At 49.9% G+C, this 21,256-nt stretch carries 38 protein-coding genes; all 38 read left to right on the forward strand.

Translation table 11 applies throughout. The features are described from left to right. Positions 1–74: 74 nt before the first annotated feature. The 38 genes from tuf to rpsI all read left to right on the forward strand — a co-directional run bounded on the left by tuf (position 75) and on the right by rpsI (position 21,212). A complete protein-coding gene (tuf, locus tag CLV36_RS11805) occupies positions 75–1,262 on the forward strand; it encodes an elongation factor Tu (RefSeq protein WP_106342793.1) in 1,188 nt (395 codons plus the stop codon). A 460-nt stretch (positions 1,263–1,722) separates the two neighbouring features. Then, complete coding sequence (rpsJ, locus tag CLV36_RS11810) at positions 1,723–2,031, forward strand: 30S ribosomal protein S10 (protein WP_029072148.1); 309 nt, start codon at positions 1,723–1,725, stop codon at positions 2,029–2,031. A 32-nt stretch (positions 2,032–2,063) separates the two neighbouring features. Then, positions 2,064–2,690: a 50S ribosomal protein L3 gene (rplC, locus tag CLV36_RS11815; RefSeq protein ID WP_106342794.1), complete on the forward strand. Its 627-nt coding sequence runs from the start codon at positions 2,064–2,066 to the stop codon at positions 2,688–2,690. Between the two features lie 29 nt (positions 2,691–2,719). Continuing rightward, positions 2,720–3,346 (forward strand): 50S ribosomal protein L4, encoded by a 627-nt coding sequence (gene rplD / locus CLV36_RS11820; RefSeq protein ID WP_106342795.1) that lies wholly within the window; start codon positions 2,720–2,722, stop codon positions 3,344–3,346. After that, positions 3,343–3,630 (forward strand): 50S ribosomal protein L23, encoded by a 288-nt coding sequence (gene rplW, locus CLV36_RS11825; RefSeq protein ID WP_102991331.1) that lies wholly within the window; start codon positions 3,343–3,345, stop codon positions 3,628–3,630. The genes rplD and rplW overlap by 4 nt, the downstream gene beginning before the upstream one ends. 30 nt (positions 3,631–3,660) lie before the next feature. Then, the gene (gene rplB, locus CLV36_RS11830) at positions 3,661–4,491 is read left to right on the forward strand and encodes a 50S ribosomal protein L2 (RefSeq protein ID WP_022738866.1); all 831 of its coding nucleotides are present in this window, start codon (positions 3,661–3,663) and stop codon (positions 4,489–4,491) included. A 42-nt stretch (positions 4,492–4,533) separates the two neighbouring features. Continuing rightward, positions 4,534–4,815: a 30S ribosomal protein S19 gene (rpsS, locus tag CLV36_RS11835; protein WP_022738868.1), complete on the forward strand. Its 282-nt coding sequence runs from the start codon at positions 4,534–4,536 to the stop codon at positions 4,813–4,815. 30 nt (positions 4,816–4,845) lie between these two features. Beyond that, the gene (rplV, locus tag CLV36_RS11840) at positions 4,846–5,178 is read left to right on the forward strand and encodes a 50S ribosomal protein L22 (protein WP_022738869.1); all 333 of its coding nucleotides are present in this window, start codon (positions 4,846–4,848) and stop codon (positions 5,176–5,178) included. A gap of 29 nt (positions 5,179–5,207) precedes the next feature. After that, positions 5,208–5,867 carry a 30S ribosomal protein S3 gene (gene rpsC, locus CLV36_RS11845; RefSeq protein ID WP_022738870.1) on the forward strand — a complete coding sequence of 220 codons (660 nt, stop codon included), beginning with the start codon at positions 5,208–5,210 and terminating at the stop codon, positions 5,865–5,867. A 3-nt stretch (positions 5,868–5,870) separates the two neighbouring features. Beyond that, positions 5,871–6,296 (forward strand): 50S ribosomal protein L16, encoded by a 426-nt coding sequence (gene rplP, locus CLV36_RS11850; protein ID WP_022738871.1) that lies wholly within the window; start codon positions 5,871–5,873, stop codon positions 6,294–6,296. Further along, positions 6,293–6,505, forward strand: a complete 213-nt coding sequence (rpmC, locus tag CLV36_RS11855; protein WP_022738873.1) for a 50S ribosomal protein L29 — start codon at positions 6,293–6,295, stop codon at positions 6,503–6,505. Before rplP ends, rpmC begins: the two co-directional genes overlap by 4 nt. After that, positions 6,502–6,768: a 30S ribosomal protein S17 gene (gene rpsQ, locus CLV36_RS11860; RefSeq protein WP_106342796.1), complete on the forward strand. Its 267-nt coding sequence runs from the start codon at positions 6,502–6,504 to the stop codon at positions 6,766–6,768. The genes rpmC and rpsQ overlap by 4 nt, the downstream gene beginning before the upstream one ends. A gap of 40 nt (positions 6,769–6,808) precedes the next feature. Continuing rightward, positions 6,809–7,177, forward strand: coding sequence for a 50S ribosomal protein L14 (gene rplN / locus CLV36_RS11865; RefSeq protein WP_102991332.1), 369 nt, complete (start codon positions 6,809–6,811; stop codon positions 7,175–7,177). 54 nt (positions 7,178–7,231) lie between these two features. After that, complete coding sequence (rplX, locus tag CLV36_RS11870) at positions 7,232–7,585, forward strand: 50S ribosomal protein L24 (RefSeq protein ID WP_102991333.1); 354 nt, start codon at positions 7,232–7,234, stop codon at positions 7,583–7,585. Between the two features lie 25 nt (positions 7,586–7,610). Next, on the forward strand, positions 7,611–8,153 hold the full coding sequence (gene rplE, locus CLV36_RS11875) for a 50S ribosomal protein L5 (RefSeq protein WP_106342797.1): 543 nt from the start codon (positions 7,611–7,613) through the stop codon (positions 8,151–8,153). Between the two features lie 41 nt (positions 8,154–8,194). Beyond that, a complete protein-coding gene (locus tag CLV36_RS11880; protein ID WP_022738879.1) occupies positions 8,195–8,380 on the forward strand; it encodes a type Z 30S ribosomal protein S14 in 186 nt (61 codons plus the stop codon). 24 nt (positions 8,381–8,404) lie between these two features. Next, entirely contained in the window at positions 8,405–8,803 is a 399-nt protein-coding gene (gene rpsH, locus CLV36_RS11885) for a 30S ribosomal protein S8 (RefSeq protein ID WP_102991334.1), read from the forward strand. Between the two features lie 27 nt (positions 8,804–8,830). Beyond that, positions 8,831–9,367 carry a 50S ribosomal protein L6 gene (gene rplF, locus CLV36_RS11890; RefSeq protein ID WP_022738882.1) on the forward strand — a complete coding sequence of 179 codons (537 nt, stop codon included), beginning with the start codon at positions 8,831–8,833 and terminating at the stop codon, positions 9,365–9,367. A gap of 35 nt (positions 9,368–9,402) precedes the next feature. Then, a complete protein-coding gene (gene rplR / locus CLV36_RS11895) occupies positions 9,403–9,771 on the forward strand; it encodes a 50S ribosomal protein L18 (protein ID WP_022738883.1) in 369 nt (122 codons plus the stop codon). A gap of 47 nt (positions 9,772–9,818) precedes the next feature. Continuing rightward, on the forward strand, positions 9,819–10,286 hold the full coding sequence (rpsE, locus tag CLV36_RS11900) for a 30S ribosomal protein S5 (RefSeq protein WP_029072149.1): 468 nt from the start codon (positions 9,819–9,821) through the stop codon (positions 10,284–10,286). Positions 10,287–10,292: 6 nt separating this feature from the next. Further along, on the forward strand, positions 10,293–10,487 hold the full coding sequence (gene rpmD, locus CLV36_RS11905) for a 50S ribosomal protein L30 (RefSeq protein ID WP_102991335.1): 195 nt from the start codon (positions 10,293–10,295) through the stop codon (positions 10,485–10,487). Positions 10,488–10,520: 33 nt separating this feature from the next. Beyond that, positions 10,521–10,961: a 50S ribosomal protein L15 gene (rplO, locus tag CLV36_RS11910; protein WP_054095565.1), complete on the forward strand. Its 441-nt coding sequence runs from the start codon at positions 10,521–10,523 to the stop codon at positions 10,959–10,961. Further along, a complete protein-coding gene (secY, locus tag CLV36_RS11915) occupies positions 10,961–12,259 on the forward strand; it encodes a preprotein translocase subunit SecY (RefSeq protein WP_022738888.1) in 1,299 nt (432 codons plus the stop codon). Before rplO ends, secY begins: the two co-directional genes overlap by 1 nt. A gap of 113 nt (positions 12,260–12,372) precedes the next feature. Next, positions 12,373–13,026, forward strand: a complete 654-nt coding sequence (locus CLV36_RS11920) for an adenylate kinase (RefSeq protein WP_102991337.1) — start codon at positions 12,373–12,375, stop codon at positions 13,024–13,026. Further along, on the forward strand, positions 13,023–13,769 hold the full coding sequence (gene map / locus CLV36_RS11925; protein ID WP_106342798.1) for a type I methionyl aminopeptidase: 747 nt from the start codon (positions 13,023–13,025) through the stop codon (positions 13,767–13,769). The genes CLV36_RS11920 and map overlap by 4 nt, the downstream gene beginning before the upstream one ends. Positions 13,770–13,782: 13 nt before the next feature. After that, on the forward strand, positions 13,783–14,088 hold the full coding sequence (locus tag CLV36_RS11930) for a KOW domain-containing RNA-binding protein (protein WP_054095567.1): 306 nt from the start codon (positions 13,783–13,785) through the stop codon (positions 14,086–14,088). Positions 14,089–14,092: 4 nt separating this feature from the next. After that, positions 14,093–14,311: a translation initiation factor IF-1 gene (infA, locus tag CLV36_RS11935; protein ID WP_022738893.1), complete on the forward strand. Its 219-nt coding sequence runs from the start codon at positions 14,093–14,095 to the stop codon at positions 14,309–14,311. Between the two features lie 69 nt (positions 14,312–14,380). Then, positions 14,381–14,494 (forward strand): 50S ribosomal protein L36, encoded by a 114-nt coding sequence (gene rpmJ / locus CLV36_RS11940; RefSeq protein WP_022738894.1) that lies wholly within the window; start codon positions 14,381–14,383, stop codon positions 14,492–14,494. 19 nt (positions 14,495–14,513) lie between these two features. Continuing rightward, complete coding sequence (gene rpsM, locus CLV36_RS11945; RefSeq protein WP_022738895.1) at positions 14,514–14,882, forward strand: 30S ribosomal protein S13; 369 nt, start codon at positions 14,514–14,516, stop codon at positions 14,880–14,882. Positions 14,883–14,903: 21 nt separating this feature from the next. Beyond that, positions 14,904–15,302: a 30S ribosomal protein S11 gene (gene rpsK, locus CLV36_RS11950; protein ID WP_029072151.1), complete on the forward strand. Its 399-nt coding sequence runs from the start codon at positions 14,904–14,906 to the stop codon at positions 15,300–15,302. Between the two features lie 159 nt (positions 15,303–15,461). Then, complete coding sequence (locus tag CLV36_RS11955) at positions 15,462–16,406, forward strand: DNA-directed RNA polymerase subunit alpha (protein ID WP_102991339.1); 945 nt, start codon at positions 15,462–15,464, stop codon at positions 16,404–16,406. Between the two features lie 25 nt (positions 16,407–16,431). Continuing rightward, on the forward strand, positions 16,432–16,824 hold the full coding sequence (rplQ, locus tag CLV36_RS11960; RefSeq protein ID WP_022738898.1) for a 50S ribosomal protein L17: 393 nt from the start codon (positions 16,432–16,434) through the stop codon (positions 16,822–16,824). A gap of 88 nt (positions 16,825–16,912) precedes the next feature. Next, complete coding sequence (locus CLV36_RS11965) at positions 16,913–17,761, forward strand: energy-coupling factor transporter ATPase (protein ID WP_106342799.1); 849 nt, start codon at positions 16,913–16,915, stop codon at positions 17,759–17,761. After that, the gene (locus tag CLV36_RS11970; RefSeq protein ID WP_106342800.1) at positions 17,737–18,600 is read left to right on the forward strand and encodes an energy-coupling factor transporter ATPase; all 864 of its coding nucleotides are present in this window, start codon (positions 17,737–17,739) and stop codon (positions 18,598–18,600) included. Before CLV36_RS11965 ends, CLV36_RS11970 begins: the two co-directional genes overlap by 25 nt. Next, a complete protein-coding gene (locus CLV36_RS11975; RefSeq protein WP_106342801.1) occupies positions 18,597–19,391 on the forward strand; it encodes an energy-coupling factor transporter transmembrane component T family protein in 795 nt (264 codons plus the stop codon). Before CLV36_RS11970 ends, CLV36_RS11975 begins: the two co-directional genes overlap by 4 nt. Positions 19,392–19,408: 17 nt before the next feature. After that, a complete protein-coding gene (gene truA / locus CLV36_RS11980) occupies positions 19,409–20,161 on the forward strand; it encodes a tRNA pseudouridine(38-40) synthase TruA (RefSeq protein ID WP_106342802.1) in 753 nt (250 codons plus the stop codon). Between the two features lie 202 nt (positions 20,162–20,363). Further along, positions 20,364–20,801 carry a 50S ribosomal protein L13 gene (gene rplM, locus CLV36_RS11985; protein ID WP_022738904.1) on the forward strand — a complete coding sequence of 146 codons (438 nt, stop codon included), beginning with the start codon at positions 20,364–20,366 and terminating at the stop codon, positions 20,799–20,801. A gap of 18 nt (positions 20,802–20,819) precedes the next feature. After that, complete coding sequence (gene rpsI, locus CLV36_RS11990; RefSeq protein ID WP_022738906.1) at positions 20,820–21,212, forward strand: 30S ribosomal protein S9; 393 nt, start codon at positions 20,820–20,822, stop codon at positions 21,210–21,212. The last annotated feature ends 44 nt before the right edge of the window (positions 21,213–21,256 follow it).

The raw sequence follows: 21,256 nt of genomic DNA on the forward strand, positions 1-21,256 counted from the left end.
TTTCCGCTTCCCGGATTTTCAAATATCTATTACAATAATACTTAGTTTCATGAGTAAAGGGAGGATACCTAGTCATGGCAAAAGCCAAGTTTGAGCGTACAAAACCTCACGTAAACATTGGTACCATCGGTCACGTTGACCATGGTAAAACCACTCTGACCGCTGCTATTACCACGGTATTGGCACAAAAAGGTGGCGCAGAAGCGACCGCTTATGACCAAATCGACAAAGCTCCAGAAGAAAGAGAGCGCGGTATCACCATCTCCACCGCACACGTGGAGTATGAAACCGAAAAGCGTCACTATGCTCACGTTGACTGCCCAGGTCACGCTGACTATGTGAAAAACATGATCACCGGTGCTGCGCAAATGGACGGCGCGATCCTGGTAGTATCCGCTGCTGACGGCCCAATGCCGCAAACTCGTGAACACATCCTGCTCTCCCGTCAGGTAGGCGTTCCATACATCGTTGTGTTCTTGAACAAATGTGACATGGTTGACGACGAAGAGTTGCTGGAACTGGTAGAAATGGAAGTACGCGAACTTCTGTCCGAGTACGAATTCCCAGGCGACGACATCCCAGTAGTTGCTGGTTCCGCACTGAAAGCTCTGGAAGATCCAACTGGTGAATGGGCTCAAAAAATTCTCGACCTGATGAACGCTGTAGACGAGTACATCCCAGAGCCAGAGCGCGACACCGACAAAAGCTTCCTGATGCCAGTAGAGGACGTATTCACCATTACTGGTCGTGGTACGGTTGCTACCGGTCGTGTAGAGCGCGGTGTAGTTAAAGTGGGTGACGAAGTTGAGATCGTAGGTCTTGGCGAAACCCGCAAAACCGTATGTACTGGTGTTGAGATGTTCCGCAAACTGCTCGAATCCGCTCAAGCTGGTGACAACATCGGTGCCCTGCTGCGTGGTATTGAGCGTAAAGACATCCAACGTGGTCAAGTACTGTCCAAACCGGGCAGCGTAAAACCACACACCAAATTTAAAGCCCAAGTTTACGTATTGTCCAAAGAAGAGGGCGGACGTCACACCCCATTCTTCTCCAACTACCGTCCGCAATTCTACTTCCGTACGACTGACGTAACCGGCATCATCAAACTGCCAGAAGGCGTTGAAATGTGCATGCCTGGCGACAACATCGAAATGGAAGTAGAACTGATCGCTCCGATCGCGATCGAAGACGGTACCCGCTTCGCTATCCGTGAAGGTGGACGTACCGTAGGTGCTGGCGCAGTTACCGCTATCATCGAGTAATTTCGCCTAAACCTCAAAAAAAGCTGTTAACCCTATGGGTTAGCAGCTTTTTCATTTGTATTTCTCATTGAGTGTAGGATGGGGAGGAACAGGGCTGTTGCTCTCTGTTGCCATAAATGACTTTTTCGTTTTTTTCCAGCTGTCATGGGTTATGGCGGTCTATGCAGTGGAAGCGTTGAGGTATGACTTGCAAGCAGGGCGTCAATCTAGTAAAATATTGTAAGTTCGTCGTGTTCATGAGAGGAATTCAAGTGGTGGCAAGCACTCCCTTATTTGTCGTTTCGGCAAAATCAAAGAAAAAAGCTTGCATAAGCCTCTGTTTTTCATTATAATCTTGAATGTTGTCATGAACGCGATGATGCGAAAGGTTGCCGACACACCCGGCCCCTTTGCCATGGCTGGGCGGGAAATTTTCGCGGAGAAGTTCATTTAATAAAATGGGCGAGAAGGAGGGTTACCAATGGCAAAACAAAAGATTCGCATTCGTTTAAAGGCTTACGATCACCGTGTGCTGGATCAATCCGCGGTGAAAATCGTTGATACCGCCAAGCGCACCGGAGCCAGCGTATCTGGTCCGATTCCGTTGCCAACCGAAAAAACGGTTTACACGATTTTGCGTGCGGTTCACAAATATAAAGACTCTCGTGAGCAATTCGAAATGCGCACTCATAAACGCCTCATCGACATCGTGAATCCAACGCAACAAACCGTTGACGCGCTGATGCGCCTGGATTTGCCGTCCGGTGTTGATATTGAAATCAAATTGTAATCCTGACTTTAGAGTGGTAGGAGGTGTACAAAGTGAAAGGGATTCTCGGTAAAAAGATCGGGATGACGCAAATCTTCAACGAAGATGGCGTGGTTGTTCCCGTTACCGTTGTTGAAGCGGGTCCATGCGTAGTGTTGCAAAAGAAAGATATTGCCAATGATGGTTACGAAGCAATTCAGCTCGGCTTCGAAGAGAAGAAAGAGCATCGTGCGAACAAACCAGAATTGGGCCATGCCAAAAAAGCAAACGCGGCGGCACAAAAATTCATCAAAGAATTCCGCGGCGTAAACTTGGCTGACTATGAATTGGGCGCGGTAGTAAAAGCCGACATCTTCTCTGAGGGAGAGCTGGTGGATGTAACCGGTACTTCCAAAGGGAAAGGCTTTGCTGGTGCGATCAAACGCCACAACCAATCCCGCGGGCCGATGAGCCACGGTTCCCGTTATCATCGTGGTCCAGGTTCCTTGGGTGCGATTGCCCCGGCACGCGTATTCAAAGGCCAAACCTTGCCAGGACGCATGGGCGGAGAGCGCGTAACGACGCAAAACCTGCAAATCGTGCGTGTTGACGCAGAGAAAAACTTGCTCCTGATCAAAGGTGCAGTACCAGGGCCTAAAAATAGCTATCTCGTAATCAAATCTGCTGTTAAAGGCAGCTAATTGATCGATCAAAGAAAGGAGGAGCATCCATGCCAAAGGTAACAGTCTTAGACATGAGCGGTAAACAAGTGGGAGAGATCGAATTGGCAGATGCCATTTTCGGCATTACCCCAAATGAAGCCGTATTGCATGATGCCGTTGTGATGCAACAAGCATCGCTTCGTCGTGGCACCCATGCTGTGAAAAACCGTGCAGCTGTTCGCGGCGGTGGTAGAAAACCATGGAGACAAAAAGGCACCGGACGCGCGCGTCAAGGTAGCATTCGTTCTCCGCAATGGGTAGGCGGTGGTGTGGTATTCGGTCCAACTCCACGCACCTATGCATACAAATTGCCTAAAAAGGTTCGTCGCTTGGCGATCAAATCGGCTCTCGCTTCCAAAGTGATCGACAGCCAATTGGTTGTACTGGATGAACTGAAACTGGAGCAACCAAAAACCCGTGACATGGTTCAAGTGCTCAAAAACCTGGGAATAGAAAGAAAAGCGTTGGTTGTTACTGACAACCTGGAAGACAACGCAGTGCTCGCTGCACGCAACATCCCAGGAGTGAAACTTATCACTGCTGATGGCGTCAACGTACTGGACGTCCTCTATCACGACAAATTGATTCTCACTCGTGGAGCTGTGAATCGCGTTGAGGAGGTGCTTGGCCAGTGAAAGACCCACGCGATATCATCCGTCGCCCGGTCATCACCGAAGCTTCCACCGGCATGATGGAGCAAGGGAAATACGTTTTTGAAGTAGATCCCCGTTCCAACAAAGTGGAAGTGAAAAAAGCGATTGAGCAAATCTTCGGTGTGAAAGTTGACCAAGTGAACACCATGCGTGTTCCAGGCAAAATGAAACGTTACGGCCGTTACACCGGACGTACTGCCGAAAGAAAGAAAGCGATCGTGAAGTTGGCTGCCGACAGCAAACCGATCGAAATCTTTGAAGTGTAATTATCCTAAACAAAAAGGAGGGAAAAAGGCATGGCTGTAAAACATTTTAGACCAACGACTCCATCTCGTCGTCATATGACCGTTTCTTCTTTCGAAGAAATCACCACCGACAAACCGGAGAAATCCTTGCTTGTTACGCTGGTGCGCAAAGCGGGCCGCAACAACCAAGGTCGGTTGACTGTTCGCCATCAAGGCGGTGGTCATAAACGCAAATACCGTATTATTGACTTCAAGCGCAACAAAGACGGCATCCCAGGTAAGGTCGCTACGATCGAGTACGATCCAAACCGTTCCGCCAACATCGCGCTGATTCATTATGCGGATGGTGAAAAACGCTACATTCTCGCTCCGCATGGCTTGAAAGTCGGCACCACCATCATGTCCGGTCCGGAAGCAGACATCCGTGTGGGTAACGCACTGCCACTGAAAAACATTCCTGTAGGTACCGTCATCCACAACATTGAGATGAAACCAGGCCGCGGTGGACAATTGGTGCGTGCAGCAGGTGCTTCTGCACAACTTCTGGGTAAAGAGGGCAAATACGCGATCATCCGCCTGACCTCTGGTGAAACCCGCATGATCAACTTGGAGTGCCGCGCGACCATCGGTCAAGTGGGTAACCTGGATCATGAGCTTATCACCATTGGTAAAGCTGGACGTTCTCGTTGGTTAGGCAAGCGCCCGACCGTTCGCGGTTCCGTTATGAACCCGGTAGACCATCCGCACGGTGGTGGTGAAGGCCGCGCGCCAATCGGACGCAAGTCTCCGATGACCCCATGGGGCAAACCGACGCTTGGTTACAAAACCCGTAAGAAAAACAAAGCATCTGACAAATATATTATCCGTCGTCGCAAGAAGTAATCTAGGCTGGGAGAAAGCCTCACTCGAAGGGAGGTTAATTACATGGGCCGCAGCTTGAAAAAAGGACCATTTGTAGATGCGCACCTGATTAAAAAGGTTGAAGAACTGAATGAAAAAGGTGAAAAGCGAGTGATCAAAACCTGGTCTCGCCGTTCCACCATTTTCCCTGACTTCATCGGTCACACTTTCGCAGTGCATGATGGTCGCAAACATGTTCCTGTATTCGTGACTGAAGACATGGTAGGTCACAAGTTGGGTGAGTTCGTTCCAACCCGCACCTACAAAGGTCACGCCGCTGATGACAAGAAAACGAAAAGACGGTAGAGGTCTTGTTGAAGAGAGGGGGGTTACAACATGGAAGCTAAAGCTGTTGCACGTTATGTGCGCATCGCTCCACGCAAAGCGCGCCTAGTAATGGATTTGATCCGCGGCAAGTCCGTGGAAGAAGCCATCGCGATTTTAAAATTCACTCCTCGCGCAGCATCTCCGATTATCGAGAAAGTACTCGCTTCTGCTGTGGCAAATGCTGAGCACAACTTTAACATGGACACCAGCCGTCTGGTTGTAGCGAAAGCGTTTGTTGACGAAGGTCCAACACTGAAGCGTTACATGCCTCGTGCTATGGGACGTGCGAGCCGCATTAACAAACGCACCAGCCACATCACCGTGGTTGTGAGCGAAAAGTAATCAACTATTGAACAAGGAGGGATGAAGCTGTGGGTCAAAAGGTAAATCCAGTTGGTCTGCGTGTCGGGGTGATTCGCGACTGGGAATCCAAATGGTACGCTGACAAAGACTATGCTGATTTATTACACGAAGACATTAAGATCCGTGAATTCGTGAAAAACAAGCTGAAAGACGCAGCGGTTTCCACTGTAGAGATTGAACGCGCAGCCAACCGCGTAAACATCAGCATCCACACCGCGAAGCCGGGGATGGTTATCGGTAAAGGTGGTTCGGAAGTTGAAGCATTGCGCCAACAGCTTGCGAAACTGACCAACAAGAAAGTTCACATCAACATTAACGAAATCAAAAATCCAGAGCTTGATGCATATCTGGTTGCAGAAAGCATCGCGCAACAATTGGAGCGTCGCGTATCTTTCCGCCGTGCGATGAAACAAGCGATTCAACGTTCCTTGCGTGCTGGAGCAAAAGGGATCCGCACGATGGTGAGCGGACGTTTGGGTGGAGCGGACATCGCCCGTAGCGAAGGTTATAGCGAAGGAACGGTACCTCTTCACACCCTGCGCGCTGACATCGACTATGGTTTTGCAGAAGCGCACACCACTTATGGTCGGATTGGTGTGAAAGTGTGGGTATACCGTGGCGAGGTATTGCCAACCAAAAATAAAGGAGCAGCGGAAGGAGGCGAGTAATCTATGTTGATGCCTAAACGTGTGAAATACCGCCGTCCGCATCGTCCGAGCCTGAAAGGGAAGGCGAAAGGCGGTACGGAAGTCGCATTCGGCGAGTACGGATTGCAAGCACTTGAGCCAGCTTGGATTACGAACCGTCAAATCGAAGCTGCCCGTATCGCCATGACCCGTTACATCAAACGGGGTGGTAAAGTATGGATCAAGATCTTCCCAGATCAACCAATCACCCAAAAGCCGCTTGAGGTTCGGATGGGTAGCGGTAAAGGTTCTCCTGAAAAATGGGTAGCGGTCGTAAAACCAGGTCGCATCATGTTTGAGTTGGCTGGAGTACCGGAAGAAACAGCTCGCGAAGCAATGCGTCTGGCGGCAATGAAATTGCCGGTGAAAACGAAGTTCGTAAAACGTGAAGAAGCGGGTGGTAACGAATGAAAGCAAAAGAATTAGTAGAGTTGACCACCGCCGAGATTGAGCAAAAGCTCGCACAGTACAAGGAAGAACTGTTTAACCTCCGCTTCCAGTCGGCCACTGGGCAATTGGAAAACCCTGCTCGGATTGGCCAAGTTCGCAAGGCGATTGCCCGTGCTAAAACCGTTCTGCGGGAGCGCGAACTGGGAATCGAAAGGAGGAAACAGGGATGAACGAGCGTACAACTCGCCGTAAAGTACGTGTCGGCAAAGTGGTCAGCGATAAAATGGATAAAACGATTGTTGTCGCTGTTGAGACCTATAAGAAACATCCACTGTACGGTAAGCGTGTGAAATACACGAAAAAATTCAAAGCTCATGACGAACACAACCAAGCGAAAATGGGCGATGTAGTAAAAATCATGGAAACTCGTCCGCTTTCCAAAGACAAGCGTTTTCGTTTGGTAGAAGTCGTTGAAGAAGCTGTGATCATCTAACTTGAGACACGCGTGAATGACGCGGGAAGGAGGGAAAACCATGATCCAACCTCAAACACGTCTTCGTGTCGCTGACAACTCTGGTGCGAAAGAAGTTATGTGCATCCGTGTATTGGGTGGCTCCAAAAAGTCCACTGCTAGTATCGGTGACATCATCGTGGCTTCCGTAAAACAAGCTACACCCGGTGGCGTTGTCAAGAAGGGTGATGTAGTGAAGTGCGTGGTGGTACGTACGGTTCGTCCGTCTCGCCGTCCAGATGGTTCCTACATCCGTTTTGATGAAAACGCGGCGGTTGTTATCAAAGAAGATAAAAGCCCACGTGGAACTCGTATCTTTGGACCTGTTGCCCGTGAGCTGCGTGATCGCGATTTCATGAAAATCGTATCTTTGGCACCGGAAGTACTGTAATATAAAGTTCTTTATGGCTGGTACCACGTCAGTATGCAAGGAGGTGCTTAAGACATGCACATCAAAAAAGGCGATATGGTTATCGTTATGCGCGGCAAAGAAGCGCCGTACTTTGAAAACGGCAAAAAGGTTTACACCCGCGGTCGCGTGATCAAAGTTCTCCCAAAAGAGAACCGCGTGGTAGTCGAAGGTGTGAACATGGTGAAGAAGCATTCCCGCCCGACTCAAGCCAATCCTCAAGGTGGTATCATCGAAAAGGAAGCGCCAATCCATGTTTCCAACTTGATGATCGAGGATCCAAAAACGAAAGAACCAACTCGTGTTGGTTACAAATTCGTTGAAGGCAAGAACGGTGAGAAGAAAAAAGTTCGCGTAGCCAAAAAGTCTGGCGAAATTCTTGACAAGTAACGTTTAAGGAAGGGAGGTACACAAAGTGGCAGCACGTCTGAAAGAGATGTACCTGAACGAGGTTGCTCCCAACCTCATGAAAAAATTCAACTACAAATCTACTATGCAAGTGCCAAAAGTTGAGAAAGTGGTCATCAACATGGGTGTGGGTGAAGCTGTAGCCAACGCGAAAGTGTTGGATGGAGCGGTAGAAGACATGACGTTGATCGCTGGTCAAAAGCCAATCATCACCCGTGCAAAAAAATCGATCGCTGGCTTCAAGCTTCGTGAAGGCATGCCGATCGGTGTGAAAGTAACTCTTCGTGGTGAGCGGATGTATCACTTCTTGGACAAACTGATGAACATCGCTCTGCCACGCGTACGCGACTTCCGTGGGGTTTCCCCAAAAGCGTTTGACGGCCGTGGGAACTACACCCTGGGTCTGAAAGAACAGCTGATCTTCCCGGAAATCGCATACGATAAAGTGGATAAAGTTCGCGGTATGGACGTTGTGATCGTGACAACGGCCAACACCGATGAAGAAGCTCGTGAGCTGCTTACCCAAATGGGTATGCCATTCCGCAAGTAGTCCCGAACGGGATTAAAAATACGATTAAAGGAGGGAATCACTTGGCCAAGAAGTCGATGATCGTAAAGGCTAAGCGTGAGCCGAAATTTGCAGTGCGCGCTTACACCCGTTGCGAACGTTGTGGTCGTCCACATTCCGTATTGCGCAAGTTTAAGCTGTGTCGTATCTGCTTCCGTGAGTTGGCCTACAAAGGGCAGATTCCCGGCGTTAAAAAAGCAAGCTGGTAATGATGATAGGAAGGAGGGTTTCGCATGGTGATGACTGACCCGATTGCAGATATGCTGACTAGAATTCGTAACGCCAACATGGTTCGCCATGAGAGCGTTGAGTTCCCTGCGTCTCGTATGAAACGGGAGATTGCTGAAATCCTGAAACGTGAAGGATTTATTCGCGATGCTGAATATATCGAAGATAACAAGCAAGGTATTATCCGCATCTTCCTGAAGTACGGTCAGAACAACGAAAAAGTAATTACCGGGCTGAAACGGATCAGCAAACCCGGTCTGCGTGTTTATGTAAAATCTAATGAAATTCCACGTGTATTGCGTGGTCTGGGTATTGCCATTTTGTCTACGAACAAAGGCATCTTGACTGACAAAGAAGCTCGCCAAAACAAAGTGGGCGGAGAAGTACTCGCTTATATCTGGTAATTTGGCTAACGGATGGAGGTGAACGGAATGTCCCGTATCGGAAAAAAACCAGTTGTTATTCCAGCTGGCGTTGAAGTGAAAGTCGAGGGCGGCAAGGTAACGGTGAAAGGTCCAAAAGGCACACTGACCCGCGACTTCCATTCCGATATCGCCATCAAGTTGGAGAACAACGAATTGATCGTGGAACGTCCAAGCGATCATCGCACACACCGTGCACTCCATGGTACCACCCGCAGCTTGATTGCAAACATGGTTGAAGGTGTATCCAATGGATTCTCCAAAACACTTGAGTTGGTAGGTGTCGGATACCGGGCTTCCAAGAAAGGAAGCAATCTGGTGTTGAACGTAGGTTACTCCCACCCTGTGGAAGTGACACCGCTTGAAGGGATTGAGTTGGATGTACCATCTCAAACCCAGATCGTGGTTAAAGGGATTGACAAGCAAAAAGTCGGCGAAATGGCCGCTAACATCCGCAAGATTCGTGAGCCTGAGCCATACAAAGGCAAAGGGATCAAATACAGCGATGAAGTTATTCGCCGTAAAGAAGGTAAAACTGGTAAGTAATCGAATCGCCTAACTAGAAGGGAGTGAGCTAGACCGTGATTCGCAAGGAAGATCGCAATAAGAAACGGAAAAAACGCCATCTGCGTGTTCGCAAACGGTTGTTTGGTACGGCTGAGCGCCCACGTTTGAACGTGTTCCGCTCTTCCAACAACATTTATGCACAATTGATCGATGACACCGTGGGTCACACGATCGCTTCTGCGTCCACCCTGGATAAGGAGTTCCAAGCTAAAGGTGTGAACGGTGGAACGGTTGAAGCGGCACGTATTGTTGGTGAGATGATTGCAAAACGCGCGATTGATAAAGGACACAAAGTAGTTGTGTTCGATCGTGGCGGATATCTCTATCATGGTCGGGTTAAAGCTTTGGCTGAAGGAGCACGGGAAGGGGGTCTAGACTTTTGAGCAAGCAAGAGAAACCACGCAAAAGAGATGCTGCGCAATCCGAGTATATCGAAAAGCTGGTTAACATTAACCGCGTAGCGAAGGTCGTTAAAGGTGGTCGTCGTTTCAGCTTCAGCGCTCTGGTTGTTGTCGGCGACGGCAAAGGCAAAGTCGGTGCGGGCATCGGTAAAGCGGCTGAGGTACCGGAAGCGATTCGCAAAGGTATCGAAGATGCCAAAAAGAACATGATTACTGTTCCTTTGAAAGGCAACACCATCCCGCATGATGTGGTTGGCCGTTTCGGCGCTGGCCAAGTCATCATGAAACCGGCTTCCAAAGGTACCGGGGTAATTGCGGGCGGACCTGTACGTGACGTGTTGAACGCGGCTGGTGTGGGCGACATCCTCACCAAATCGACCGGTTCCAACAACCCGATCAACATGGTTCGCGCAACTTTGGCGGGATTGGAAAGCTTGAAGCGTCCTGAGGACGTTGCAAAACTGCGCGGCAAAAGCGTAGAGGAATTGTTGGGTTAAGGAGGGATGACCGTGGCTAAGAAGCTGGCAGTTACGCTGAAGCGTAGTATGATTGGCCGTCCGGAAGTGCAACGCGTCACCCTGCGCACACTCGGTCTGACGAAACGTGAGCAAACCGTTGTCCATGCAGACAATCCGGCGATTCGTGGCATGATCAAAAAAGTGAACCATCTGGTGGAAGTGAAAGAAATCGCTGAATAAGCGATATGATCTGTTGAAGAGGAGGTGCGAAGGATGAAACTGCACGAGCTGAAACCTGCCCAAGGCTCTCGTCACAAGAAAAAACGACTTGGTCGCGGCATTTCTGCTGGCCAAGGTAAGACGGCTGGTAAAGGTCATAAAGGTCAAAATGCCCGCTCTGGTGGTGGCGTGCGTCCTGGCTTTGAAGGTGGTCAAAACCCGATTTACCGCCGTTTGCCAAAACGCGGCTTTACCAACCCAAATCGTGTGGAGTATGCGATTGTCAACCTCGACACCTTGAACCGTTTTGAAGAGGGAACTGTTGTTACTCCGGAACTCTTGGTTCAAGAAGGCGTTGTGAAAAACTTGAAAGATGGTTTGAAAATCCTGGGCAATGGCGAATTGAGCAAGAAACTTACCGTGAAAGCTCATAAATTCTCTGCCTCTGCGATTGAAAAAATCAACGCCGTTGGTGGAGCGACGGAGGTAATCTAATGATTCGGAACCTGGGAAACATCTTTAAGGTGGAAGATCTTCGTCGTCGTATCTTTTTTACCCTGATGATGTTAGTGGTTTTTCGGATCGGAAGCTTCATTCCGGTTCCGAACACTAACGCCAATATCCTTCAGCAAATGATGAATGAGACCCAAGGGGTTTTCAATCTCATCAATGCTTTTTCAGGGAATGCCTTACAAAACTTCTCCATCTTTGCGATGGGCATTATGCCTTACATCACCGCATCGATCGTTGTGCAATTGCTCTCGATGGATGTGATTCCGGCGTTTTCACGCTGGGCGAAAGAAGGGGAAGTGGGGCGCCGCAAGCTTGCCCAGTTTACCCGTTATTTTACGGTGGTGCTGGCCCTCATCCAGTCGATCGGGGTTTCGATCGGGTTTAACAGAGCCGCTGCCGGGTTTATTGTGGATGAAAGCGTGTGGTCGTATTCCTTAATCGCCTTGTCCTTGACAGCGGGTACCTGTTTCTTGATGTGGATGGGTGAGCAAATCACCGACAAAGGGATTGGAAACGGCATTTCCATTTTGATCTTTGCGGGGATCGTCGCTGGTCTGCCGGGTCAAGTGGGCTATTTGGCCGAAGATTTCTTTAAGGACAAAGACCAATTGTTCCTGGGCATTCTGAAGATGGTTGGCGTTTTGCTTGTTGCAATCATCCTGATTGTGGCGGTTATCTACATTCACCAAGGCGTAAGAAAGATCCCGGTACAATACACGAAGCGTGTGGTTGGACGTAAAATGTATGGTGGTCAATCGACCCACATTCCGATGAAAACCAATGCTGCTGGTGTAATTCCTGTGATCTTCGCCCTTTCGCTCTTGATGTTTCCGCAGACGATCGCACAGTTCTGGCAAGGCAATCCTGTTGCTGATTGGATTATTGTCAACTTTGACTACACCAAGTTTAGCCTCGGGATGGCACTGTACGTGATCCTGATCATCGGATTTACTTACTTCTATACGTTTGTGCAGCTCAACCCAATTCAATTGTCTGATCAGATGAAGAAAAATGGTGGATTTATTCCAGGTGTCCGCCCTGGCAAAGCCACAACCGCCTACCTGACCAAGGTGATGAACCGTTTGACCTTGACGGGTGCCCTGTTTTTGGCGGCCGTGTCCATTTTGCCGATCATCCTGATCATCTTGGCGGGCTTGCCGCAGCAAGTTCAGATAGGTGGAACATCCCTTCTGATCGTTGTCGGCGTCGCTCTTGAGACGTTGAAAACAATTGAAAGCCAATTGATCAAACGCCATTATAAAGGCTTTATGCATAAATAAGATGATCGAACACCCCCGGAGCCTTCTTCCGGGGACTATGCATGAGCAGGCCATTGTTGGCATCATCTGCACATGCGGACCGCCCGTAGGCAACCCAACCGGAGGGATGAGGCTTGAATATCGTACTGATGGGTTTGCCCGGAGCAGGAAAAGGCACTCAAGCGAGCCGAATACTTGAGGAGTTGGACATTCCTCACATCTCCACGGGAGATATGTTTCGGGCAGCCGTAAAAGAAGAAACGCCATTGGGCTTGGAAGCAAAGTCCTATATGGAGCAAGGTCAACTGGTTCCCGACCGTGTGACGATTGGTATCGTTCGTGAGCGGTTGGGCAAAGATGATTGTGCGAACGGTTTTTTGTTGGATGGTTTTCCCAGAACGGTTCCACAGGCTGAAGCACTTGATGAATTGACAAAAGAGCTTCATCGCGCTATCGATTTCGTATTATATATTGAAGTAAGCGAAGAAGAACTGCTGAAACGGCTCACAGGAAGACGCATCTGTCGCGATTGTGGTGCTTCGTACCATGTGGTGTTCGCACCACCAAAAGTAGAAGGCGTCTGCGACCGCTGTGGCGGCGAGCTGTACCAGCGCGCTGACGACAGTGCTGAGACCGTTCAAGAACGGCTTAAGGTGAATCTTGAGCAAACACGTCACTTACTTCATTACTACGAATCGACTGGCAAACTTCATCGCGTGAATGGGGAGCAGCCGATCGAAAACGTGACCGAACAAATCTTGTCACTGATTCGAGGTTCCGTGAAATGATTATTTTAAAATCGGCAAAAGAGTTAGACCGCATGAGAGAAGCGGGCAAGATCGTTTATTTGACTCATCAGGAGTTGAAGAAGGCGATCCAACCGGGTGTGACAACGAAAGAGTTGGACCGGATCGCGGAGAAAGTGATTACCCGTTTTGGTGCCATTCCTTCTTTTAAAGGGTATAATGGGTTTCCCGGAAGCATTTGCACTTCGGTCAACGAAGAGCTGGTTCACGGGATTCCAAGTGACCGCACGTTGAAAGAGGGGGATATTATCTCCATCGACATCGGCGCGTGTTATGAGGGGTACCATGGGGACTCGGCTTGGACTTACGCCGTAGGGAAAATTTCTCCAGATGCGGAAAAATTGCTTTCAGTTACCGAAGCGAGTCTTTACAAAGGCTTGGAACAAGCAAAGCCTGGTGCGCGCATCGGTGATATCTCTCATGCCGTACAACGAGTCGCTGAAGAAGCGGGCTTTTCGATTGTGCGTGAGTATGTGGGTCATGGCATTGGCCAAAACCTGCATGAGGCGCCGAGCGTTCCCAATTATGGATTAGCTGGGAAAGGGCCTCGGTTGAAGCCGGGGATGACCTTGGCAGTGGAGCCGATGGTAAACTTCGGCAAACGCTTTGTGCGGACACTTGCGGACAATTGGACGGTTGTGACGACTGACGGTTCAATCTGCGCCCATTTTGAGCACACGATTGCGATCACGGATGAAGGCCATGAGATTTTGACGAAAGCGTAACAGGTGAAGGGTGATGAATGTGGCTGCTGTTGACTGCAGACCCCGCCAGGGACAGATCGTGCGTGTGTTGCGCGGGAGAGATGCAGGTCAATTCGCTGTAGTAATCAGTTTTGAGGAACCACATTTCGTTTTTCTGGCTGATGGGGATCAGCGTAAATTTGACCATCCCAAAAAGAAAAACGTAAAACACATCCAGCTTATCAACTATGTAAGCGAGGATGTGGCTGAAGCATTGAGACAACATGGTCGTGTAACCAATGCCAAGTTGCGATACGCCCTGAACCAATACCTGCTCCTGAGCGAGCAAAAAGGAGAGTGAATCGATGGCCAAGGAAGATGTGATCGAGGTTGAAGGGATCGTCCAAGAGCCCCTGCCAAACGCAATGTTCCGTGTGAAGTTGGAGAATGGTCATGAAGTGTTGGCGCATGTTTCTGGCAAAATCCGCATGCATTTTATTCGCATTTTGCCAGGAGACAAAGTGACCGTGCAACTTTCCCCTTATGACTTAACCCGTGGGCGGATCACTTACCGCTATAAGTAATTTCGCGTAGTGACTCGATAACCTTGGGGTGCCGAACCTAAAGTGGGACACAGACAGGAGGTTAACAAGATGAAAGTAAGACCATCTGTGAAGCCCATTTGCGAAAAGTGCAAAGTGATTCGTCGCAAAGGGGCTGTAATGGTAATCTGTGAAAATCCAAAACACAAGCAAAAACAAGGATAATAGACGGGAGGTGTAGCGTATGGCACGTATCGCAGGTATTGACTTGCCACGTGAGAAACGTGTAGAGATCGCCCTGACTTACATTTACGGTATTGGTCGTTCTCAAGCACAAAAAATTTTGGAAGCAACTGGGATCAGCGCAGATACCCGTGTTCGCGACTTGACGGAAGAAGAAGTGACCAAGCTGCGCAGCTTTATTGATAAAAACTTGGTGGTAGAAGGTGACCTTCGTCGTGAAGTGGCACTGAACATCAAGCGTCTGATCGAGATCGGCGCATATCGCGGCATCCGTCATCGTCGTGGTTTGCCGGTTCGTGGTCAACGTACCAAAACCAATGCTCGTACCCGTAAAGGTCCACGCCGTACGGTTGCGAACAAGAAAAAATAATTGCAGTAAGGAGGGAAAACAGTGGCTAAACGTAAAACGACTACTCAGCGCGTAAAACGTCGTGTGAGAAAGAACATTGAGACGGGCGTAGCTCATATCCGCTCCACTTTCAACAATACGATCATCACAATCACAGACCCACGTGGTAACACCGTCGCTTGGGCAAGCTCCGGCACCATGGGATTCAAAGGTTCCCGCAAGAGCACTCCGTTTGCGGCGCAAATGGCAGCAGAAGCAGCAGCCAAAGTCGCAATGGAAAACGGGATGAAGTCTGTTGATGTACTGGTTAAAGGCCCCGGCTCCGGTCGTGAAGCGGCGATCCGCTCTCTGCAAGCAGCAGGCCTTGAAGTCAGCTTGATCAAAGACGTAACACCGATCCCTCACAACGGTTGCCGTCCGCCAAAACGTCGTCGTGTTTAATCTTACTTCTTTAAGCTGATCCGTGGTTTATTTTTGTAAATTATCGTGTATACTGGTTAGGACTGGATTTCCTTGTCTTTCCTATATACACCACACATTTCAGCTGCTAGGGAGATAACGCCCAGAACGCGACGTTCTGAAGGAGGGTTTGTGAGCCGTATGATTGAAATTGAAAAGCCGAAGATCGAAGCTGTTGAAATCAGTGATGATCATCGTTACGGAAAATTTGTGGTAGAACCCTTGGAACGCGGATACGGCACTACCCTGGGCAATTCTCTGCGCCGTGTCCTGCTCTCCTCTTTGCCAGGAGCGGCCGTTACAACCATCCAGATTGATGGGGTATTGCATGAGTTCTCCACGATTCCTGGAGTTGTAGAAGATACCACGGAGATCATTCTCAACATTAAACAACTTGCTCTCAAAATTCATTCGGATGAAGAGAAAATCCTGGAGATCGATCTCGAAGGCCCGGGAGAAGTCAAAGCGGGGGATATTCGCGCGGATAGTGATGTAGAGGTGTTGAATCCTGATTTGCACATCGCTACATTGGCTGAAGACGCCCACCTGCGCATTCGGATGACCGCGAATCGTGGCCGCGGATATGTATCCGCTGATAAGAATAAACGTGAAGATCTGCCGATCGGTGTGATTCCGATTGACTCGATCTACACGCCTATTGAACGGGTTAACTATCAAGTGACCAATACGCGTGTTGGACAAGTTACCAACTACGACAAATTGATCTTGGAAGTCTGGGCGAACGGCAGCTTGAAACCGGATGAAGCGGTGAGCCTTGGCGCTAAGATCTTAAATGAGCACTTGATGTTATTTGTGGGTCTGACTGAACAGGCAAAAGATGCTGAAATCATGGTAGAAAAAGAAGAAGACAAAAAAGAGAAGGTCATGGAGATGACCATCGAGGAACTCGACCTCTCCGTGCGTTCTTACAATTGTCTCAAACGTGCCGGCATCAACACCGTTCAAGAGCTCACGCAAAAATCAGAAGAAGATATGATGAAAGTTCGCAACTTGGGACGCAAATCTCTGGAAGAAGTTCAAGAGAAGTTGCAAGAGCTCGGGTTGTCACTTCGCAAAGACGACTAACAACTGGTAGGGGGAGGGAAAGAAGATGGCATATTCCAAACTCGGCAGAAACACAGGAGCCCGTAAAGCGTTGCTCCGTGATTTGGTAACGGATCTGATTATCAACGAACGCATTGAAACCACCGAATCCAAAGCGAAAGAAGTGCGCTCCATCGTGGAGAAAATGATCACCCTCGGTAAACGCGGAGATCTGCACGCACGTCGCCAAGCGGCAGCGTTTGTTCGCACGACTCGCTCCAACACCGTAAAAGATGGGGAAGAAGTGACCCATAACAAAAACGTCGATGCAGTGAAAAAGCTGTTTGACGAAATCGCACCACGCTATAAAGAGCGCAACGGCGGCTACACCCGCATCCTGAAGCTCGGACCTCGCCGTGGTGACGGTGCACCTATGGTTTTCATCGAATTGGTGAAGTAAGCCATGCGTTGATAGTTTGAATTAGAAAGGGTGAGGGCAGGATCCGGCCGGTCCTGACGTTTACCCTTTTTTCTTTTAAGGAGCTAACATGGAACCGATCTTGCACGTTTCCAATCTCCGGTTTCACTATCAGCCTGATGCATTATCCAAGGAAAGATGGGCACTGAAAGATATCCAGCTCACCGTCGGGGCAGGTGAGTATGTTAGTATCATTGGCCCCAATGGTTCAGGAAAATCAACATTGGCACGCATAATCGCTGGGCTGTATCTCCCTACTGAAGGAGATGTGCACGTTTGTGGACGAGCGACATCAAATGAACATGAGTTGTGGCAAATTCGACGTCGGGTTGGAATGGTATTTCAAAATCCAGATAATCAAATTGTCGCGCCTACTGTTCAGGATGATGTCGCTTTTGGTTTAGAGAATATGGGGTTGCCGCGCGATGAGATGAAAGCAAGGGTGGCACAGGCGTTGCAATGGGTAGGTCTAGCTGGGATGGAAGAGCGGGAACCACACCATCTCTCAGGTGGGCAGAAGCAACGTTTGGCCATTGCAGGGGTGGTGGCGATGCAACCGGATATCATCCTGTTTGATGAGTCGACGTCGATGCTGGACCCGCAAGGAAGAGCGGAAGTGTGCCAACTGATCAAGTCAATCCATGAACGGGGGACGACGGTGATCCACATCACCCATTCAGCGCAAGAAGCGTTTATGGCTGAGCGGTTGATCGTAATGGCCGAAGGACAAATCAAGTTGGACACCCCTGTCGCTGAACTATATCCACAAGCGATGAAGTTGAAAGAGTGGGATCTGGATGTTCCACTTGAAGTGGAATTGCATCACCGCCTGGTGAAAGCGGGCTGGCCGGTACGCGCTTCCATCACCAGTAAAGAGGATCTGGTGAGCGAACTATGGAGATTGTTATCGAAGACTTGAACGTCATATACCATCCTGGAACCCCGTTTGCTAAACAAGCGTTGACGGATATCAATTTGCGCGTCGCAAGCGGTTCATTTGTCGCGTTGCTCGGGGCGACGGGTTCGGGCAAATCAACGTTGATCCAGACGGTGGCCGGCTTGATTAAGCCGACGTCGGGGCAATTAAGGATTGGAAATCAAGTGGTGACGCCCAAGAGCAAACAGCTGTCGGAACTCAGGCGGTTGGTTGGGGTCGCTTTTCAATATCCTGAACACCAATTGTTTGAAGAAACCGTGGCGAAAGACATCGCTTTTGGCCCGCGTCAGCAAGGACTGACAGAAGAACAGGTCGCCGAGAGGGTGGAGGAAGCCATGCGTTGGGTGGGTTTGCCCCCTTCATTGAAAGATCGTTCCCCATTGGCTCTGAGCGGTGGGCAGATGCGGCGAGTGGCTATTGCCGGTATTCTGGCTATGCGACCGCAGGTGCTCATCCTTGATGAGCCGACAGCTGGCCTTGACCCCCGCGGTCAACGGGAGATGCTGGACATGGTGGGGCGTTTACACCGTGAACAGGGGTTGACCGTATTACTGGTCACTCATCAGATGGAAGAGGCGGCCCGATACGCGGAGCAGCTGGTGATCTTGTCAGAAGGGCGGATTGCGCTTACGGGCTCCCCGAGAGAAGTGTTTGGGAATGAACAGGCACTGTCTCGGCTTAAGCTGGATGTGCCAGAGATCACCAAGTTGATCATGGCGTTGAACCGCAACCTCGATCCTCCCCTTCCACTGACACTGTTCTCTGTTGAAGAGTTGGAGCGTGAGCTGGAGTCGCGCTGGAAGCGGGGGGATGACAGGTGACACCGGTCGTAATTGGACAATATGTCCCGGTCGATTCGTTCTTGCATCGATTGGATCCTAGAGGCAAGCTGGTATTTGTGTTTGCCTTCATGTTCCTCGTTTTATTTGCGGACAGGTGGCCTTCGTACCTGTTGCTCACCCTGTTTGTCTTGCTTGCTGTCAAAGGGGCGCGCATTCCGCTTGCACTTTTTTTGCGAGCAGTCAAGCCGATATTATTTTTGATCATCCTGACTTCGCTACTGCACTTGTTCACGACAAAAGGCGGTGGGGTCTTGCTTCAGACGCCGTTGTTTTCGGTGCATGAGGCAGGGGTGGAGCAAGCGGTGCTCATGTCGTTGCGTTTATTTGTCTTGATGGCTACGGCTACCTTGCTCACTTGCACCACTTCCCCGATGGAGATCACCAATGCAATTGAACAACTATTGCGGCCGCTGACGAAGGTGCGCGTTCCCGTGCATGAGTTGGCGATGATGATGTCCATTGCGCTTCGCTTCATTCCTACCTTATGGGGGGAAACGGAAAAAATCAAAAAGGCTCAAATGGCGCGCGGGGTTGATTTTGAGGCTGGTTCATTGTTCAGACGGATCATGAACCATATTCCCATCTTGATCCCGCTCTTGATCTCGTCTTTCCGGCGCGCCGAAGATTTGGCCATGGCGATGGAAGCCCGTGGCTACCGCGGAGGCGAAGGGCGAACCCGTTGGCGGGAGTTGACGTTCGCTCGGCGGGATTTGTGGCTGATTCCGACGGCGGCGACGCTGTGGCTGGCGTTGTGGTACTTGGAGAAGTAGGGGGCCGAAATAAGAAGATGAAAAAGATCAAACTGCACATTTCCTATGACGGCACTGACTTTTCCGGGTTTCAGCGCCAACCGGGGCAACGCACGATCCAAGCGGAGCTGGAAAACGCGTTGACCGCCTTGATGCGGGAAAAGATAGAGATTCACGGCTCGGGAAGGACAGATGCGGGTGTTCATGCCCAAGGGCAGATTTGCCACTTTGTGACATCTAGTCCGATTCCCGCCGAAAAGATCGCGTATATCTTGCGCAACATGTTGCCGCGGGATATTGTCGCGGTGTCGAGCGAAGAAGTTCCGTCCGACTTTCACGCGCGCAAGAGCGCCCACTGGAAGACGTATCGCTATCAGATAGATACGCGGCGTGCCCCGGATGTGTTTTCTCGCCGTTATCGCACTCATCTTCCTTATGTAGTTGATTTTCAGGCGATGCGGGAAGCTGCCGGTTACTTGGTGGGCACTCATGATTTCACATCGCTGTGCTCGGCCAAAACGCAGGTGGAAGACCGGGTGCGCACGATCTATCGGTGCGAGGTTATCGAAGAAGCGCATGGGTATGCGATCGAAGTGACAGGTAGCGGGTTTTTGTACAACATGGTGCGGATATTGGCCGGCACATTGGTCGAGGTGGGGAGAAAGCATATCGATCCTAATGCAATCCCGGTGATCTTGGCCGCCCGCGATCGCACGAAGGCTGGCCCTACTTTCCCGCCCGAGGGGCTCGTGCTGATGGAAGTGGGCTACACTCCATGGAACAATATGTAAACAGGGCATTTGCCCTTGCGATTTCTTGACATTTTCCCGCATTTAAGGTAAGATTACGCTTGGTATTTTCCACTCCATGCCCCGGTGGAGTTGTTCGGCGCAAATCTTGTCAGTGCTACAAAAATGCTTCTAATTGCTTCTAAATGCTTCTAAATCTGTTAAAAGTAAACGGTCAATCCGTTGCGATAGAGGAGGGAATACGATGCGTACCACATTTATGGCTAAGCCAAATCAAGTGGAACGGAAATGGTATGTGGTAGATGCTGCGGGCAAAACCTTGGGTCGCCTCGCAACTGAAGTAGCTACCTTGCTTCGCGGAAAGCATAAACCTGAATTTACTCCCCATGTGGACACTGGCGATTTTGTGATCGTGATTAACGCAGATCAAGTTGAATTGACCGGTAAAAAATGGGCTCAAAAAACTTACTATCGTCACTCTGGTCATCCAGGTGGTTTGAAAGCCACTGTAGCCAGTGACATGCGCGCCAAACATCCGGAGCGCCTGATCGAATTCGCAGTGAAAGGCATGCTGCCAAAAGGCTCTTTGGGTCGTCAGCAATTCAAAAAACTAAAAGTATACGCTGGTTCCGAACATCCTCATCAGGCTCAACAGCCGGTTGAGTGGGAACTGCGCGGTTAATAAAAGGAGGTAACCGATTTGGCACAAGTTCAATTCTATGGAACCGGTCGCCGTAAGGAATCGGTCGCTCGTGTTCGCCTCGTTGCTGGGGATGGCCGCGTTGTGATCAATGGTCGTAACATTGATGACTATTTTGGTCTGGAAACCTTAAAAGCGATCGTACGTCAACCATTAGTACTGACCAACACCACGGATCGTTATGATGTATTGGTGAACGTATCCGGTGGTGGATTCACAGGACAAGCGGGCGCAATCCGCCACGGTATCGCGCGTGCGCTTCTGAAAGTGGATCCAGAACTTCGTCCATCCTTGAAAAAAGCCGGCTTCTTGACCCGTGACCCACGGATGAAAGAACGGAAAAAATACGGTCTCAAAGCTGCTCGTCGCGCACCTCAGTTCTCCAAGCGCTAATCGGGCATCCGCTTTTTACACAAACCCCTGGATTGTTGTCCAGG

This window comes from Laceyella sediminis (assembly GCF_003003125.1).
GTDB classification, from domain to species: Bacteria; Bacillota; Bacilli; order Thermoactinomycetales; family Thermoactinomycetaceae; genus Laceyella; species Laceyella tengchongensis.

Coding starts and splice junctions, on each gene's coding strand:
- rpsM (WP_022738895.1), top strand. CDS start 14,514: ATGGCACGTATCGCAGGTATTGACTTGCCACGTGAGAAACGTGTAGAG.
- rpmC (WP_022738873.1), top strand. CDS start 6,293: ATGAAAGCAAAAGAATTAGTAGAGTTGACCACCGCCGAGATTGAGCAA.
- rplO (WP_054095565.1), top strand. CDS start 10,521: ATGAAACTGCACGAGCTGAAACCTGCCCAAGGCTCTCGTCACAAGAAA.
- rpsS (WP_022738868.1), top strand. CDS start 4,534: ATGGGCCGCAGCTTGAAAAAAGGACCATTTGTAGATGCGCACCTGATT.
- rpmD (WP_102991335.1), top strand. CDS start 10,293: ATGACCGTGGCTAAGAAGCTGGCAGTTACGCTGAAGCGTAGTATGATT.
- truA (WP_106342802.1), top strand. CDS start 19,409: ATGAAAAAGATCAAACTGCACATTTCCTATGACGGCACTGACTTTTCC.
- rplQ (WP_022738898.1), top strand. CDS start 16,432: ATGGCATATTCCAAACTCGGCAGAAACACAGGAGCCCGTAAAGCGTTG.
- CLV36_RS11965 (WP_106342799.1), top strand. CDS start 16,913: ATGGAACCGATCTTGCACGTTTCCAATCTCCGGTTTCACTATCAGCCT.
- rplN (WP_102991332.1), top strand. CDS start 6,809: ATGATCCAACCTCAAACACGTCTTCGTGTCGCTGACAACTCTGGTGCG.
- infA (WP_022738893.1), top strand. CDS start 14,093: ATGGCCAAGGAAGATGTGATCGAGGTTGAAGGGATCGTCCAAGAGCCC.
- rplV (WP_022738869.1), top strand. CDS start 4,846: ATGGAAGCTAAAGCTGTTGCACGTTATGTGCGCATCGCTCCACGCAAA.
- CLV36_RS11970 (WP_106342800.1), top strand. CDS start 17,737: ATGGAGATTGTTATCGAAGACTTGAACGTCATATACCATCCTGGAACC.
- rplP (WP_022738871.1), top strand. CDS start 5,871: ATGTTGATGCCTAAACGTGTGAAATACCGCCGTCCGCATCGTCCGAGC.
- tuf (WP_106342793.1), top strand. CDS start 75: ATGGCAAAAGCCAAGTTTGAGCGTACAAAACCTCACGTAAACATTGGT.
- rpsQ (WP_106342796.1), top strand. CDS start 6,502: ATGAACGAGCGTACAACTCGCCGTAAAGTACGTGTCGGCAAAGTGGTC.
- rplD (WP_106342795.1), top strand. CDS start 2,720: ATGCCAAAGGTAACAGTCTTAGACATGAGCGGTAAACAAGTGGGAGAG.
- rplF (WP_022738882.1), top strand. CDS start 8,831: ATGTCCCGTATCGGAAAAAAACCAGTTGTTATTCCAGCTGGCGTTGAA.
- rplM (WP_022738904.1), top strand. CDS start 20,364: ATGCGTACCACATTTATGGCTAAGCCAAATCAAGTGGAACGGAAATGG.
- CLV36_RS11955 (WP_102991339.1), top strand. CDS start 15,462: ATGATTGAAATTGAAAAGCCGAAGATCGAAGCTGTTGAAATCAGTGAT.
- rpsH (WP_102991334.1), top strand. CDS start 8,405: ATGGTGATGACTGACCCGATTGCAGATATGCTGACTAGAATTCGTAAC.
- rplB (WP_022738866.1), top strand. CDS start 3,661: ATGGCTGTAAAACATTTTAGACCAACGACTCCATCTCGTCGTCATATG.
- rpsJ (WP_029072148.1), top strand. CDS start 1,723: ATGGCAAAACAAAAGATTCGCATTCGTTTAAAGGCTTACGATCACCGT.
- rpmJ (WP_022738894.1), top strand. CDS start 14,381: ATGAAAGTAAGACCATCTGTGAAGCCCATTTGCGAAAAGTGCAAAGTG.
- CLV36_RS11930 (WP_054095567.1), top strand. CDS start 13,783: ATGAATGTGGCTGCTGTTGACTGCAGACCCCGCCAGGGACAGATCGTG.
- map (WP_106342798.1), top strand. CDS start 13,023: ATGATTATTTTAAAATCGGCAAAAGAGTTAGACCGCATGAGAGAAGCG.
- rplX (WP_102991333.1), top strand. CDS start 7,232: ATGCACATCAAAAAAGGCGATATGGTTATCGTTATGCGCGGCAAAGAA.
- secY (WP_022738888.1), top strand. CDS start 10,961: ATGATTCGGAACCTGGGAAACATCTTTAAGGTGGAAGATCTTCGTCGT.